12 protein-coding genes, 1 rRNA gene and 1 pseudogene are annotated in these 16,312 nt (G+C 47.1%); 11 read left to right on the top strand and 3 right to left on the bottom strand.

From position 1 onward, the window contains the following. Positions 1-49: 49 nt before the first annotated feature. Positions 50-161: ribosomal RNA gene (gene rrf, locus ACFS7Z_RS09560) — 5S ribosomal RNA — on the top strand. A gap of 199 nt (positions 162-360) precedes the next feature. On the opposite strand, the gene ACFS7Z_RS09555 is transcribed toward rrf, so the two are convergent. Further along, positions 361-1,806, bottom strand: coding sequence for a beta-galactosidase domain 4-containing protein (locus ACFS7Z_RS09555; RefSeq protein WP_377483781.1), 1,446 nt, complete (start codon positions 1,804-1,806; stop codon positions 361-363). A 608-nt stretch (positions 1,807-2,414) separates the two neighbouring features. On the opposite strand from ACFS7Z_RS09555, the gene ACFS7Z_RS09550 reads away from it, so the two are divergent. Genes ACFS7Z_RS09550 through ACFS7Z_RS09525 form a run of 6 tightly spaced genes read left to right on the top strand, consistent with a single transcriptional unit; the run spans position 2,415 to position 8,932 of the window. Continuing rightward, complete coding sequence (locus tag ACFS7Z_RS09550) at positions 2,415-4,424, top strand: BatA domain-containing protein (protein ID WP_377483778.1); 2,010 nt, start codon at positions 2,415-2,417, stop codon at positions 4,422-4,424. A gap of 1 nt (position 4,425) precedes the next feature. Further along, positions 4,426-5,697: a dihydroorotase gene (locus ACFS7Z_RS09545; protein WP_377483776.1), complete on the top strand. Its 1,272-nt coding sequence runs from the start codon at positions 4,426-4,428 to the stop codon at positions 5,695-5,697. Positions 5,698-5,756: 59 nt separating this feature from the next. Further along, complete coding sequence (locus tag ACFS7Z_RS09540; RefSeq protein ID WP_377483774.1) at positions 5,757-6,266, top strand: DUF4199 domain-containing protein; 510 nt, start codon at positions 5,757-5,759, stop codon at positions 6,264-6,266. Positions 6,267-6,293: 27 nt separating this feature from the next. Beyond that, a complete protein-coding gene (locus ACFS7Z_RS09535; protein WP_377483772.1) occupies positions 6,294-6,818 on the top strand; it encodes a DUF4199 domain-containing protein in 525 nt (174 codons plus the stop codon). 3 nt (positions 6,819-6,821) lie between these two features. After that, entirely contained in the window at positions 6,822-7,796 is a 975-nt protein-coding gene (locus ACFS7Z_RS09530; RefSeq protein WP_377483770.1) for a glycosyltransferase family 2 protein, read from the top strand. After that, positions 7,796-8,932, top strand: a complete 1,137-nt coding sequence (locus tag ACFS7Z_RS09525) for a glycosyltransferase (protein WP_377483768.1) — start codon at positions 7,796-7,798, stop codon at positions 8,930-8,932. The genes ACFS7Z_RS09530 and ACFS7Z_RS09525 overlap by 1 nt, the downstream gene beginning before the upstream one ends. A gap of 8 nt (positions 8,933-8,940) precedes the next feature. Here ACFS7Z_RS09525 and ACFS7Z_RS09520 read toward each other — a convergent pair whose 3' ends face one another. Together ACFS7Z_RS09520 and ACFS7Z_RS09515 are read right to left on the bottom strand one after the other, a co-directional pair. Beyond that, entirely contained in the window at positions 8,941-10,035 is a 1,095-nt protein-coding gene (locus tag ACFS7Z_RS09520; protein ID WP_377483767.1) for a glycosyltransferase family 9 protein, read from the bottom strand. A 101-nt stretch (positions 10,036-10,136) separates the two neighbouring features. Further along, positions 10,137-10,850: a class I SAM-dependent methyltransferase gene (locus tag ACFS7Z_RS09515; RefSeq protein ID WP_377483766.1), complete on the bottom strand. Its 714-nt coding sequence runs from the start codon at positions 10,848-10,850 to the stop codon at positions 10,137-10,139. 161 nt (positions 10,851-11,011) lie between these two features. Here ACFS7Z_RS09515 and ACFS7Z_RS09510 point away from each other — a divergent pair. From ACFS7Z_RS09510 to ACFS7Z_RS09495, 4 genes and pseudogenes are all read left to right on the top strand, one after another. After that, a pseudogene (locus ACFS7Z_RS09510) lies at positions 11,012-11,305 on the top strand (glycosyltransferase); the annotation flags it as partial. Positions 11,306-11,530: 225 nt separating this feature from the next. Further along, positions 11,531-12,289 carry a hypothetical protein gene (locus tag ACFS7Z_RS09505; RefSeq protein ID WP_377483764.1) on the top strand — a complete coding sequence of 253 codons (759 nt, stop codon included), beginning with the start codon at positions 11,531-11,533 and terminating at the stop codon, positions 12,287-12,289. A gap of 71 nt (positions 12,290-12,360) precedes the next feature. Continuing rightward, a complete protein-coding gene (locus ACFS7Z_RS09500; RefSeq protein ID WP_377483762.1) occupies positions 12,361-15,132 on the top strand; it encodes a TonB-dependent receptor in 2,772 nt (923 codons plus the stop codon). Between the two features lie 20 nt (positions 15,133-15,152). Further along, the gene (locus ACFS7Z_RS09495; protein ID WP_377483760.1) at positions 15,153-16,307 is read left to right on the top strand and encodes a DUF4249 domain-containing protein; all 1,155 of its coding nucleotides are present in this window, start codon (positions 15,153-15,155) and stop codon (positions 16,305-16,307) included. Positions 16,308-16,312: the final 5 nt, after the last annotated feature.

The following is a 16,312-nucleotide window of genomic DNA, read 5'->3' as shown; positions in this document are numbered from 1 at the left end:
TCAAAACAACTATAAAAACATCATTGCGGCCTGCAATCGCAACAAAGGCAATGGTGGCTATGGCTCCGGTGAGCACCTCTTCCCATCCCGAACAGAGAAGTTAAGCCCGGACGCGCCGATGGTACTGGGGTCACACCCGGGAGAGTAGGTGGCCGCCAACCCCAACAACAAGGCGCCCCCTGTCCCAAACGGCAGGGGGCGCTCTTGCTTTAAGGACCTACGCAATGTGGAGCAGCGGCAGTAAAAGAGTGCCTGCCTCAGCACCTAAAGCGAAGGGGAAAGCCTGCTCTATCGTCTAATCCATCTGCGTTTACCTCCTGACAAACAGGCTCCTTCTAAGGATTAGAAAGATAGACTGTTTTACTTCTCCAACAGAAGATGTAATGCTTCAGTATCGAATTTTTCCCAGGCTAATACAAATCCTCTTTCTGCCCAAGAGATATCTTCCTTTAGCTTTACTTCTAAACTTAAACTATAATTATTGTTCCTGTATGTGTGAAAGCTAAAAGGAAGTTTCACAACTTTAGATTTTCCAGGGGCTATATCCAAGCTACCTACTTCCCCTTGAAGAACAACCCTATCACCATCTGTTATTTCCCACTGTAATAAAACTTTATCCAGCACAGCAAAATCCTGAGCGTTTAAGATGCTAACAGTGCTGTCTTTGCTAATCTTCATACTTAGGGGCTGATATTCCTTTTTCAGTTTTAAAAGCCCCTCTGCTGTTAGCTGCTCTAGTTCAGGGGAAGAAGCAGGGAAATTGGTAATAGACTTTTTTTCTTCCTCTATTATGACTGGTCTGTTGGGATCCAAAGTTTTCAGGCTATCCTGAAAAGCAGAAACCTGAGATGTTGAAGTATCATCACTGCTGTTGTTTACAGCCCATGCAATCAAAGAGGGCATGTTCCTGAGTTGGTATAGCACGGACAAATGTTGCCTGAGCCATAATATATCACCTCCTGTTTCGTCCTGACTTATTCGCTCCTTATCTTTAACTAAGTGCTGAATAAGATACAAACCATATTCATCAGCTAAATTATACAAGTCATTGCTAGCAGGTAATCCATGTACTTCTATTGTGTTTATATGATGTTGCTTCAGTTTTATGATATACTCTCTGAGTTCTTCTGTTGTGGGAACTGGTGCCTCAAGGGGAGGATGCGTATAGGAAACTGCTTTGAACCGCACAGGAACATTGTTTATTCTTAGCTCGCCTTTTTTTATTTCAGACATTCTCAAACCTACTCTTTCACTCAAGACTTCGGAAGCATCATAACGGGAAGAGAAGTTACCAGAGGTGACAAGAAACAGGTTAGGTGTCTCAGCAGACCATTTATAGGAGTAAACTTCGGGATTGATATAAAAGAAATTAGAATAACTTCTTATAGGCTTCTGATTGCCCTGAGCTGTACTGTCTGCTAAAATTTTGGTCACTACTTTACTGCTGAAGTTCCTGACTTTTTCCTCCGTTCGGAAAAAGGAGGTATACCGGGGGCTTTTAGAATAGTTTTTCAACCAGAAACGGTAGGACCAGTTAAAGGCCCTGTAGTTTTCCGGATACGTGATATAGACTCTCACGCGGCTTGTTGCAAAACGTACATCTGGGGTAGCTATAAGAAAGAACTTAAAGGCTAAAGCATCTATATCACCTGTGTCCGAATTGCTTACAATTTTTATAGTGGTTGCACCTCCTTTAGCATTTAACAGAGGTGTGAGCCTGATCTGAGTGTTTACAGCTGGCGATGTTAGCTTCTTCCTGTATCCGTTTACCTCAATTGTAAAAGAAGCCCTAGGAAAAAGTATCACGAGTCTCTGTTTATTCTACTGAAGTAGAATAAACAGAGACTCGTGCCGTTTTTCCAGTTGCGTTTTTTTCCTGTTGTACAGTCTTGCTCCATGATAAGGCTTTTACCCACGTCGATGCTACAGGATTGAAAGTCAGGGCCTCTGCTTCAGTCTTATAAGGGATAATAACCGGTCCATACTCAACTAACCTATCATCTATCAGCGCTTCGCCTTTTATCTGAGCCAGAGAGTTAAAAGTAACTAAATGAGATAGCAGAAGTAGCAGCAGGATATTCCTCAGGCAAAAGAAAAAGTACCCTTTAGAACCCATTATATTCTCAGAAGTTAACCTTGTATACATTTTGTTATTTCATGTAGGAGATTCGCCCTAGGAAGATGAAAGACATTTATTCTGAAGAAGATAGTTATAAACATGAAATCATCATAGAAAGAGAGATAAAAACAGGTATACAGCCTAATTTTTAAGCCGCACTATCGTTATTAAATCGTTGGCTAAACCAGCAGCAATAGCTGCCTCTGAAAGCATCCGGTATAACTGCTGGTTCAGTTTCAGAGGATAGCAGCTGGCTGGCTGTTGTTTTTCAAGGCTTTCCTCCATAACTTGTCCTATGGCTTTTTTATACCCGTCTTTCCTGTTTGCGCTGGCTGCTATCGCAGTGCCGGTTGTGCTTCATTTGGTGCAGCTAAGGCGGGCAAAGCGGGTAATCTTCAGTAACGTCCGGTTTATCCAGGCTTCTAAGGACCTAACGGCGAGCCAGCGTAACCTGAAGGAGCTGCTGATACTGCTGTGCCGCATCCTGTTCGTCGTGTTTCTGGTGCTCGCTTTTGCACAGCCTTTTTTACCTGCTTCTAATGCCGTTGCCCCTGCAGATGCCTCGCAGGTGGCCATTGTGGTGGATAATACCTACAGCATGCAAAACGTGCATGAAGAGCAGGACTTGTCGCTTTTAAACGTCGCATCGGACAGGGCAAAAGACATTGTGCGGATGTTTCCTGCCTCCACTGCTTTCAAGGTAGCATCCAGTAGCATGGCAAAGCATGGCGCCCCGGTGCAGGCTTCAGAAGCTACAGGCTATCTGGAGGAGCTTGACTTTTCAGCTAAAAATTATCTCTCCGGTTTAAGCGCCTTCACGAACCAGCCCTCACATGCCTTTATACTTTCCGATTTCCAGAGAAGTACGTTTCAGCCTTCGGTGCTCACAAAATACGACAGCACCACACAAATACACCTGGTACCTATAGCCGGAGCAAGCACTGGGAATGTAGCCATCGACTCTGTTTACCTTGAAGATGAATTCATCCGGCCATCAGCGGAGAATGTCCTCCATGTGAGTCTGTTTAATGCAGGCGAAGAAACGGCAGAGGGTGTTCCGGTTAAGTTGATGATAGAGGACCAGCAGGTGGCGGCGCTCAGTGTGGATCTGCCACCACAGCAGGCAACAGAAGCGATTATGAACTTCAGGGTGAATGGGGAAGGTGCCAAAAAGGCCTATGTGCTGGTAGAGGACTATCCCGTTGAGTTCGACAACACCTACTATTTTGTACTGGCCCCCTCCACCGAAGTGAATATCACAGAGATATCTGAGAACCCCGGAGGCTCGCTTCAGCGCCTGTACCAGAATGAACCTTTCTTTAAGTTCACATCCTATAGTGCAGGCAATATTAACTACGCACAGTCGGCCACCTCTGACATTATTATCCTGAACGGTGTAACAGATATGTCGGCCGCGTTAGCTGCCACTGTTACCAATTTTGTAGAGGCAGGAGGCACAGTCGCTGTCATTCCGCCGGCAGGGCGCGATGTGGCAGGCTATACTACTCTTTTCCAGAACCTGAACATACCTGCCAACTTTACCGGTGCAACAGCGGCAAGCAGTAAAACAAGCCTGGCTGCTCCGGACCCGAACAATCCTTTTTTCAGGAGTATCTTTTCTGACTTTGACCCAAAGATGCAGATGCCGGCTGCGGTCCGGAGCATTGCCTGGACAAGGGCATCAGAAGATATTCTGAAATACAGGGGGGGCGCGTCGTTCCTGTCCAGGTTCGACAGGGGCAGTGGCCATGTATACGTGTTGGCGGCGCCGCTTCAGGAAGATTATAATGCGCTGGCGAACCATGCCTTGTTTGTGCCCATTATGTACAAACTTGCCATCAGCAGTTACAAGCAGCAGCAGGCACTTGCCTATACCCTGTCAGGCAACACCATACAGGTGCCGGCCATCAGCAAGAGGCAGCAGGAAGGGGTGTATGCGCTGCAGAAAGACAGCCTTGCCTTTATACCGGAGCAACAGGTGCGGGGCGGGCGGCTGTTCTTTGACACACCTGCCGATATGGATGAAGCTGGTTTTTATGCCCTGCAACTCCATGACTCCACTGTCACGACGCTGGCCTTTAACTATGGCAAAGACGAGTCTTACCTGGCACAGTACACGCCTGATGAGCTGAAGGCTTTGATTGGTACTGACCGCCAGAATGTGCATGTTTATGAAAGCGGGGATGCTTTTTCAGTGAAGGGTGAGTTTGAAAAAAGATATTTTGGCGTAAAGCTTTGGAAATATTGCCTAATATTGTGTCTGTTTTTCCTGATGGCCGAAATAGCACTGATTAGATTCCTCTAAAATGAAAATACTTCTCCAAGCAGCAACAATCTACAGCCCACAATCCCAACATCATTTACAAAAAAGAAACATTCTGGTTCAGGACGGCATTATTACGTACATAGGCTCCGAAACGCAGGAGGCAGACGAGACAATTGCTACAGAAGGCCTGTGTGTGTCTGCAGGATGGGTAGATATGTATGCCTTTGTGGGGGAGCCGGGGCTGGAGTATAAGGAAGACCTTTATACCATTGCTGCTGCTGCGGCGGCTGGTGGTTTCACAGAAGTAGTGTGCTTGCCGAACGTGGAGCCGGTGGTACAGACAAAAGGGGCCGTGAACTATGTAAGAAGTATGTCGCAGCAATTGCCAGTGAGCCTTCTGCCGGCAGCGGCGATTACGGTAGATGCACATGGCAAAGACCTGACAGAAATGATAGACCTGCACCAGGCAGGAGCCGTTGCCTTTACAGATGGCACAAAGCCGCTGCAGGGGGCTGATGTGCTGCTAAAGGCACTGCAGTATGTGCAGTTGTTTGATGGCCTGCTCATGAACAAGCCGGAGCACACACGCCTGACGGAGCATGGACAAATGCATGAGGGAGAGGCCAGCACCCGCCTGGGTATGAAAGGCATTCCATCTTTGGCAGAAGAAGTAATGGTCACCCGCGACCTCCAGTTGCTCGCTTATACCGGCGGCAGAATGCATTTTTCGCTGCTTTCCACAGCAGCAGCCATCGAGGCAGTAAGAAGAGCAAAGGCAGAAGGGCTGCACGTAACCTGCGATGTAGCCAGTTACCAAGCAGCCTTCACAGATGAGGATATTACTCCTTTCGACACCAACTATAAAGTAGCGCCCCCCTTCAGAAGCGAAACCGATGTGGCGGCTATAAAACAAGGACTGCAGGACGGTACCATCGATGCGCTTGTCTCAGCCCACCTGCCGCACGACACAGAAGCGAAGCGGCTGGAGTTTGACCTGGCTGATTTTGGTATCATCAACTTAGAAACCTCTTTTGCAGTGGCAAATACTTCTTTAAAGGATGTGTTGACGACAGAGCAACTGGTGGAGAAGTTTGCCTCTGGGCCACGCCAGGTACTGCGCCTGCCGGAGCCACTGATAACAGAAGGAGAAGTAGCAAACCTGACGCTCTTTAACCCAAATATTGCCTGGACTCCAACCGAAGCAGCCACAAAGTCGAAGTCTAAAAACAGCCCTTTCCTGGGGCAGGAACTGAAGGGAAGGGTTATCGGAACCATACACAAAGGGCAGGTTGTGCTTAATCAGTCTTTTTAATTTATTTATCTTATATTGAGGTTGTGTTGGCATCGGATCAACAGGACCGGCTTCACATTATGCTGAATCAGACAATTATTAGGGTTGGGATACGCTACGGTGTGTTGTGTAGTCTGGCTTGTTTCCTACTGGTGGTAGCCCTTTATTTTCTGGGGTATAATCCGTTCGGCGATATGGGACGCCTGACATACCTGCCGATTCCTGTGTTTATATTCCTTGCTATCCGCTACTTTAAGTTGTTTAACGAGGGCAGCATGAGCTTTGGCAAAGGTTTTAGGGTAGGACTGTCAGTGGCTTTTTATACGGCCATGGCGACGGCGATGCTGATTTTTCTGTTCATTTACCTGGTTGGCCCGGAGATAGTTCAGAACCACGTGGCAGAGCTGCGGGCTATACTGGATGAGACGCGGGAGGAGCAGATAAAGCTGCTGGGCGAGGAGAGCTTTGAGGCAGGGTATAAAGGATTGGATGCGTTGACGCCGAGTTTGCTGGCAACCTATGATTTTGTGAGCCGGATGTTTGTGGGAGGCATTTTTGCGTTGGTTGCAGCCGTTTTTTTCCGAAAGTAATCCTTAAACAAATAAACAGCTAACACTATGACCACTATTGAAAGAGAACCTTCTGTTGCATCAGTAGCCCTCAAATACGGCCTGTTATTTGGCCTGATAGGTGTTATTTACCAGGTTATTTTGATGGTAACGGATGTAGGAGACAACCGCTGGCTCAGCAGTCTCGGCTTTATAATACTGATAGTGGGTATTGTAGTGGCCATGAAAAGCTACAAGGACCAGAACCTGGGCTATATGTCGTATGGGCAGGGGCTTGGTATCGGCACTTTGTTATCAGCAGTATATGGTTTCTTTAATGGCCTGTTCACCTGGATATATACGGAGTTTGTAGATACGGAATACATGGCGCGTATGATGGAGAAGCAGCGTGTGCAGATGCTGGAACAAGGCCTGTCCGATGAGCAGGTGGATGCAGGTATGGCAATGGCAGAGAATTTTCAGGGGCCGTTGGTTACAATTGGCGGTGCCACAGTCGTAACATTAATCATTGGCTTTATCTTATCTTTGATCATCTCGGCCATCATAAAAAACAGTCGCCCCGAGTTTGAATAAAACATGCAGTACCCCTATGATATTTCGGTAGTGGTTCCCCTCTTCAATGAAGAGGAATCGCTGCCTGAGCTTGTGCGCTGGATCAAACGTGTGATGCACGCGCACGAATTTTCTTATGAAGTTATACTGGTTGACGACGGCAGCACCGACCGCTCCTGGGACGTAGTGTGCGGCCTTGGTGCGGAAGACAATACGGTGAAAGGGATCTCCTTTAACCGCAATTATGGCAAATCAGCAGCCCTGAACGAAGGCTTTAAGCGCTGCTCCGGGGAAGTGGTGATCACGATGGATGCCGACCTGCAGGACAGTCCGGAAGAAATTCCGGCGCTGTACGATATGATAAAGAACCAGCGCTATGACCTGGTGAGCGGCTGGAAGAAAAAGCGTTTTGACCCGCCGAGCAAAACTATTCCGACCAAAATTTATAATGCTGCTACCCGCAAGCTATCGGGCATAAAACTGCACGACTTTAACTGTGGCTTAAAAGCATACCGGCAGTTGGTGGTAAAAAGCATTGATGTGCACGGCGAAATGCACCGTTATATTCCTGTCATAGCCAAGTGGAACGGGTTTACCAGAATAGGTGAGAAAGAAGTACAGCACCAGGAGCGTAAATATGGCACCACCAAGTTTGGTCTGGAGCGATTTGTTTATGGTTTCCTCGACCTGCTCTCCATCACGTTTGTCAGCCGCTTTAAGAAGCGCCCGATGCACTTCTTTGGTACACTGGGCACGGTTATGTTTGTCGTAGGCTTAGGCATTACTGTCTGGCTGATAGCACAAAAAGTGCTGATGGTTTATTCAGGGGGGCGTGTCCGCGATATAGTGGACCAGCCGCTGTTCTTCCTGGCGTTAGTCGCTGTTGTGCTGGGGGTGCAACTGTTCCTTGCAGGCTTCCTGGCCGAGATGATTTCCATGGCCTCCAATAAGCGCAACGAGTACCTTATCCGGGATAAAGTCGGCGTACTGAGAAAATAATGGCAAAGAAGAAGGTAATTATAGTGGGACCAGCCCATCCACTAAGAGGTGGCCTGGCAACTTATAATGAGCGCCTGGCACAAGCCTTTCAGGATGAGGGAGACGATGTGGAACTGGTAACGTTTACCCTACAGTATCCTGACTTCCTATTTCCAGGAAAAACGCAATTTAGCGGCGAGCCAAAGCCTGAGGGGCTGCGAATCAAGCCATTGATAAATTCTGTTAATCCATTGAGTTGGCTCCGTGTGGGGATGTATCTCTACAGGCAACGAGCGGATATTGTAATTTTTCGGTTCTGGTTACCATTTATGGGGCCGGCCTTCGGTACTATAGCAAGGATAGTAAAACGAAACAAGCATACCCGTATCGTAGCGCTTACTGATAATGTAATTCCGCACGAACAGCGTCCTGGAGATCGTCCCTTCACCCAATATTTCCTTAGTGCCTGTCATGGGTTTGTTACTATGTCGAGGGCTGTATTAGGTGATCTGGCACGTTACCAGCCAGCAAAGCCTGCTGTTTATCAACCGCATCCGTTGTACGATAATTATGGTGAAGCTACAACCAAGGCAGAAGCTCGACAGGCCCTCAATCTGGCAGAGCAGGGGAAATACGTGCTGTTTTTTGGTTTCATACGTGCTTACAAAGGACTTGACCTGTTGCTTGAAGCGTTTTCAGATCAAAGAATCAAGGCCTTGGGACTAAAGCTTGTTATAGCGGGGGAATTTTATGAAGATGCCATTCCCTATGAAAATATTATAGCAAAGCATCAGTTAGAGCCATTTTTAGTACGTGCGACAGGTTTCATACCAAACAGCAAAGTAAGGGACTACTTTTGCGCGGCAGATGTGGTAGTACAACCTTATAAGAGTGCCACGCAGAGCGGTGTCTCACAAATTGCCTATCATTTTAACAAGCCAATGATTGTAACAGACGTTGGTGGCCTTGCCGAACTGGTTCCGGATGAAAAAGTAGGTTATGTCGTTCAACCAGATGCAGCTAGTTTGGCCAATGCTATAGTACGATACTTTGATGAGGACAACGAGGAGATGTTTTTAAGAAACATAGAGCTCCAGAAGCAAAAGTTTAGCTGGCATGCTATGACACAGGCAGTAAGACAAGCAGCTCTGAAATGATATAGACGTCATTCTTTTTCTAATAAAGCAACGGCATGTTTGAAGACTTTATCAGCAGGTAAATCCTCCATGCAGGAGATGCCCCGCTTGCAGGTACCTCGGTAAAAGCATACACAGGTGCGTTCTGGCTCTACAACATGCCCGCGTCCGTAGAGGTCAAATTCATGTGGGTTGAAAATGTTGTTCATCAAAACTATTTTCTTTTTCAGAGCAATAGCAATGTGCATAGCCATTGTAACCTGAGTTACAATCAGATCCATCTGGTACATCAGGTTGATGAACTGCGGAAGTGGAAAATGACCAAAGTATTCGGCATTTGTATCCTGGCTTAACTTCTGATTGCGTTCATGTTCCTGCTCACCACCAAGCAGCACGACCTCATAATTGGCCTTCTGAAGTAAGCTAATCAGTTCTATCCACTTATCATCAGACCACAAGCGGGTAGTCCAGCGATCGCCACAGCCAGTGTTTAGCCCTACTCTTCTCTTATTGTTTGTAAAGGGCCATGTAAATCCTTTTTCCTGATGCGTATCAAAAACGTACTCTTCTCCCTGGAAATCCCATCCACAAATTTCAAATATCTCCTCTACATAAGATTTTGTATTAGACAGACTGATATCATCAAACACACCAGTTAGATACTTATGGCCAGCAAGAGCATTAGCAGGAAACGGTATATTACCGTGTAGGGTAAAGCCTAGCTTTTTCTTTGCCTTGATCGTGCTGTGAAGTGCACAGGCCTCTCTGTCTTTATCCAGGTTTATCAACAAGTCGAAAGAAGCTTCCTGTAAATAAAGCGTAGCAGCTAGATCTAATTTGAGCACCTCCTCAATGGCATCTGCAGGAAGAATTGCAGGAGTATGAGTAAGCCACGTTATCCTTGCGTTTGGATACTCTCTTCGGATACGGTGCAGAAGTGGAGTAGTACGAATAACATCTCCGATGGCACCAAGTTTTATTAATAAAACGCGCTTATTGATTTTTGTATAGGCAGTGCAACCACTGCAATGATAGCCGTGATCTTTGTTGGGTTTACATGGAACATCTCCACGAAAGTGCAGGCAGTCGGTGTGAATGAGAATCCCGTTTATTTCGGTTGTCATAGCGGTAGTATGAGCTAGGGGTATAAGCTTATAAGTTTTAAATTAATATTTATTAGCTTAAAGTGAAATAATAAGCCATTTAGATAAAGCATAGAAGTTCATTATTTAATCATAATAGCTGTCTGATAGAAGTTGTTCACACTACCTAATACTTCATATTCAATATAAAAGGAAGATGACCACTCATAGAAAGCTTTGAACTCATGCATGGGTACATTGAATTCATCAAAAATTATGATATCCCCTTTGTTCAAAAATGGTGAGAGGGTTGTTAGTACAAAGAGGGTTGCTGTGTAAATGTCAGCATCCATATGTACAACTTTTCGTTTGTCAGACTTATATCCTTTTAAGAAGTTAAACAATGTTTGCTGGAAGAGCCCCTGATAAAAAAAGTGCCGACTGCCCTCAATTTGAGGTGGTACATTACCGCTGGACATTGCTCCTTTTTTAAAAGGACCCCAAGCCTCTGGTAAGCCCGTAAAAGTATCAAAACCATAGAATCTTGCTTCTTCTTGCTTTATCCTGTCCACCCACCACTTGAAAGATACACCTCTGGAGACACCAAACTCGAAATAGTCTATTGCGAGGTCTAGATGCTGCGTCTGTATTAAATACTCATACAACTCAAACCTCTTTTGATGATAAAATTTTGAAGTATAGAAGTCACAAAAGCCAATATTAGAATGTTGGCTAACCCACTTTGACAGCTTGGCTGAAAGGGCTAAGAATTCAAATATATGTATGGGAATAAGATGATCTAACCGAAGCTTTAAGAACAGGCCCTTCAGGTTACGCATGTATTGAATGTAGGTCATACAGAATATTTTTCATGGTTAAATAACTAGTAAAACTGCCGGTATCCCTTTTCTATATAATATACTACGTATTTATTATGTAGCTCTATATTGACTACTTCAAGTAAAGAGAATTAATGGAAGTACTTTAAAAAGATTATAATTCTACAAAGTCTAATGCTGACCTGGTGGTGCAGCCTTACAGGCATGCCACGCAAAGTGGCGTCACGCAGGTTGCCTATCACTTCAACAAACCCATCGTGGTCACGAATGTAGGAGGGCTACCGGAACTGGTGCCGGATGAAGAAGTAGGCTATGTAGTGGAGCCGAAGCCAGTGGCTATTGCAGAACCCATTGTAAAGTTCTACACATCCAAAAAAGAGGAGGAGTTTTCTCATCAGGTAAATATGTATAAAGTCCGCTTTAGCTGGGCTCATTTTGTGCAAGCTATCTGGGAACTGGCAGCAAAAGTATAAACAGCTTTAGTACTGTTACATTCTTGCTATTTATAAGAACGCACTTAATAAAAATGCCTGTAGAGTGGCCTGGATCTGCTTTTCAACCAGCTGTGTAATACTCAAAGTAAACACCAGAGATATAATTGTTGTAACACTTGTCAGTTTCTTAGATTGGACTTAACTTACCTGTGATTAGATTCAGAATTCACAATATAGGAGATGCACCCGGTAAAACTCAGATGTGTGGTATTTTTAGGTATAGCTTTTCAGCTTTGCTTCTTCTCCACAAGCACAACGCAGGCGCAAGGCAGCCAGGCAGATACTGCCTTTTTACAAAGCGCGATACAGCATACGCTGGCAACCTATCAGGAGGCTGTAGGAGTACAGACGCATTTATACAACGGCACTGAGTACCTAGATTATAGTAAGCCTCACCTGGAAGGCGATCAGTTCTTTAAGTCCAAGGCGGTAGCGCGGGGGGATATCTTTTACGATGGCACCTGGCATGTGCAGGTGCCCTTGCTGTATGATTTAGTGACGGATGAAGTCATTACGCCCCACAACAGCAGCGGCTTGATGATGAAGCTTATTTCTGCCAAGATTGATACCTTTCAGTTGCACGGGCACACCTATGTGCGGCAGAAAGCGGATAGTACAGGCCAGGCATTGCTGCAGCCAGGATTCTACGACCTGATGCATAACAACGACATTCAGTTCCTGGTGAAGAGAAGCAAGAGTATCCAGGAAAGAGCAGAGCAGGGCGGTATGGAAGGGGAGTTTAAGCCAGCCAGTAAGTTTTATATCCGGAAGAACGGGAGCTTCCACCAGGTAAGCAGCAGAAGGTCTTTATACAAAGTGTTTAAAGATAAGAAAAAGCAACTGCAGAAGTATGCCTCCTCAAACCGGTTGAAGTTCAGGAAGAACAAAGAAGAAGCCATACTTGCCTTAGCCAAACATTACGATAGCCTCTCTTCTGAGCAGGCGCAGGAGAACAGGAACTAAACCTGAATTGCCCACTGTACTATCACGCTCAACTTAACTGCCTTCAGGTGCCAACTACAACTAAAACACACATGATATTCCTGTGCCGCCTTACTTTATCCTTTCTTGTGGTTATGTGTTGCCTGGCGCAGGTGCAGGCGCAGCAAACAAAGCCCGCTTTGGTAAGCGGCACTTTTAAAGGAGCCTCTTTTGAGGAGTTTGCCCGGGAGGTAGAAGCACAGACAGACTACCATTTTTACTTTGACCCTGCTGCTGTTGATTCACTCTCTATTACGCTGCAGGTAAAGGAGCAGCCGCTGCCATACGTTCTGGGCCAGGTCTTTCAGAATACAGATTTCCAGTTTGCCATAGATGCCCGGAACCAGGTGTTTATCACCAGGGGCAGGCAGATTAGTGTGCTACTGCCGGAAAACTTCTTCGAACCAGTAGAACCTACCCAGGTAAGTGCACCACAGGTAGCCCAGCTACAGGCAGAGGAAAAAGAAACAAAGAAAGCTGGGTCAGAGCTAAAGCTATATGAGATAGGTGTAAAAAAAGCGGGCGCCACCGGTAAAGCGAACCTGGCCGGCCACTTGCGGGATTCCAAGACTGGTGAGCCAATCATCGGGGCGGCAGTATACGTGGAGTCTCCGCTGATAGGCACAACCTCCGACCAATATGGCTATTATTCCCTCACGTTGCCTGTGGGACGGCATGAGCTAAAGGTAAAAGCCATCGGGCTACAAAACACCAGGCGGCAAATCATGCTTTACTCCGACGGAAAGCTGAACATAGAAATAGCCGAAGATGTCCGGTCGCTGAAAGAGGTATTGGTAGAGGCGGAAAAAGACAAGAACGTGTCAGGGCTGCAGATGGGCATGGAAAAACTCGACATCCGCACTATCAAGCAAGTGCCCACCGCCTTTGGCGAAGTTGATATTCTGCGTGTCGTGCTCACGCTTCCGGGAGTGAAATCGGTGGGGGAGGGCAGCACCGGCATGAACGTGCGCGGGGGCAGCACCGACCAGAATCTGATTCTCTTCAACGATGCCACCATTTACAACCCTTCACACCTCTTTGGCTTTTTTTCAGCCTTCAATCCGGACATCCTGAAATCGGTTGAGCTTTATAAAAGTGGAGTCCCGGCCAAATACGGCGGCCGCCTGTCGTCGGTGCTGGAGGTGACCAGCCGCGAGGGAAACAAAAAGGAGTTGGCTGGCTCAGGCGGTATAGGGCTGCTCACGAGCAGGCTAACGTTGGAAGGACCAATAAAAGATGACAAGACCTCCTTCCTCATCGGGGGCCGCAGCACGTACTCCGATTGGTTGCTGAAGAAGCTACCAAACAAATCATTCAACGAAAGCTCGGCTTCTTTTTATGACATCAACGGGAGTATCAGCCATGAAATAGATGAGAAGAACACCGTATACCTGAACGGCTATCTCAGCAAAGATAAATTCCAACTGGGCGCCGACACCTTATACCGGTTCACGAACCAGGCAGCAAGCCTGAAGTGGAAGCACATCTTCCAGAACAAGTTGTATGGTGTGCTAACAGGTGTGTACAGCCACTACGATTACGACATGGCCAGCGAGCGAAATCCGCTAAATGCCTCCAAGCTTACTTTTGGCATAAATCAGGCAAACCTGCAGGCCGACTTCAGTTATTTCCCAACATCGAATCACACGGTTGACTTTGGGGCAAGCTCCATCCTGTATAATGTGAATCCGGGTACCCTGGCACCAAACAATCCGAATTCTTTGATTGCGCCCGACAAGCTACAGCCAGAGCGAGCTCTTGAAAGTGCTATCTATGCCTCTGACAAGTACGACATAACCCGCCGCTTTTCAGTATCGGTAGGTTTGCGCTACTCCTTCTTTAATGCCATGGGGCCAAGATCAGTTAATAACTATGCTCCCGGCGCTCCCAAGACAGAGGGCACGATACAGGATACGTCATTCTACAAGTCGGGTGATGTGTTTGCTACTTACCATGGGCCGGAGTACAGACTGTCGGCAAGGCTGGGGCTAACAGACAACTCCTCAGTGAAACTGAGCTTTAACCGCATGCGCCAGTACATTCACATGCTGTCTAACACTACTTCCATGTCTCCTACGGATGTCTGGAAGCTGAGTGACTCCAACATCAGGCCGCAGGTAGGAAACCAGCTGGCATTGGGCTACTACAGAAACTTCAGGGCCAATACCATCGAGTTCTCTGTGGAAGGCTATTACAAACGGATGCAGGATTTCCTGGACTACAAGAGCAGCGCCACCCTCATCATGAACGACCACATAGAGACAGATGTGGCAGGCGCAGAAGGCAAAGCGTATGGCGTAGAAGTGATGCTGAGGAAAGCAACCGGCAAGTTGAACGGATGGGTAAGCTATACTTATTCCCGTACGCTGGTGCGCCTGGACGATGCGGTGACCGGCGAAAAGATAAACAACGGCGAATATTACCCGAGCAATTTCGATAAGCCGCACGATGTGACCATGATAAGCAATTACCGCTTCAGCCAGCGTTTCAGCACCTCGGTGAACTTTACCTACAGCACCGGCAGGCCAATCACGCTGCCGCTTGCCAAGTACACGATGGGCAACAGCCAGCGCATCTACTACTCCGAGCGAAATGCCTACCGGGTTCCTGACTATTACCGCCTGGATCTGGCGCTGAATATAGAGGGCAACCATAAAATAAAGAAACTGGCCCACAGTTCATGGACCCTGGCGGTTTACAACCTCACCGGGCGGCGAAACCCTTACTCCATATACTTTAAGTCAGAGGAGGGCAGGATACGAGGGTATAAGATGTCCATCTTTGGCCAGCCTATTCCAACCATCACCTACAACTTCAGATTTTAACGCAAATGTATACCCGAAGCTTGAAAAGCATTATTTACTGTTGTTTATTACTGCTGTTTGGCTGTGTGGAGCCGTATGCGCCGGAAGTAATCGAAGGGCCAAACAACTACCTGGTGGTGGATGGTTTAATCAACGCTAACGGCACCACGCGTGTCAAGCTGTCGCGCACTCAGAATATCTCAGAAACGCTTGCACCGATGGTGGAGGCAGGAGCCACCCTGTTGCTGGAAGAGGAGCAGGGGGCGCAGTATCCTTTGACAGAGATGACAGCCGGTACTTATGTCAGCAATGACCTTGACCTGAATCTTAATCAGAAGTACAGGCTTTACATCCGGTTGAGCTCTGGCGAAGAGTATGCCTCCGACTTTGTTTCCGTGAAGCAAACACCGCCAATTGACCAGGTGGGTTGGCTGGCGCAGGACGAAAGGGTGAACATCTACGTAAGTACCCATGATTCTCAGAACGATACCCGCTATTACCGCTGGGAGTACGATGCCACCTGGGCCTATACTTCAGCCTTTGCAGCCAGTATCCGCTACGATCAGGCAACTGGCACCATCATCCCCATTACGGGTAAGGATGAGGACATCTATCACTGCTGGAGAACAGAGTCTTCGACAGACATAAAGCTGGGCAATACAGTGAAGCTCGGCCAGGATGTCATCCACGAATACCCCATCGTATCGCTGCCTGCCGGCACCGAGGAACTGCGTATTAGATACAGCATTCTGGTGAAGCAGTATGCACTGACCCGGGAGGCATACCAGTATTGGGAAACACTCATGAAAAACACCGAGAGCATCGGCACATTGTTCGACCCGATGCCTGCGCAGTTAACAGGTAACGTGCATCGCCTGACTGACCCGGATGAGCCTGTTATTGGCTATGTCGGCGCCTCATCGGTGCAGGAAAAACGGATTTTCATAAGTGGAGAGCAATTGCCGCAAGACTGGCGGTCATTTTATCCTACCTGCCAGCTGGATTCTCTATTACCAGCAGAAAATCAGTCGTTGGCTGAGCTGGCCGGCGTGTTCCAGAACGGTAATTATATGCCTGTCGGGGAGATTTATCCTCCGGTCGGATTGCCTGTTGCCATTGGCTACCTGGCTGCGCAAAAAGGATGTGTCGACTGCCGGACACGCGGCACGAACGTGAAACCTAGTTTCTGGGAATAAAGCAA

It is taken from the genome of Pontibacter toksunensis (assembly GCF_042686245.1).
GTDB lineage: Bacteria > Bacteroidota > Bacteroidia > Cytophagales > Hymenobacteraceae > Pontibacter > Pontibacter toksunensis.
This window is presented reverse-complemented; position numbering and strand designations above follow the sequence as displayed.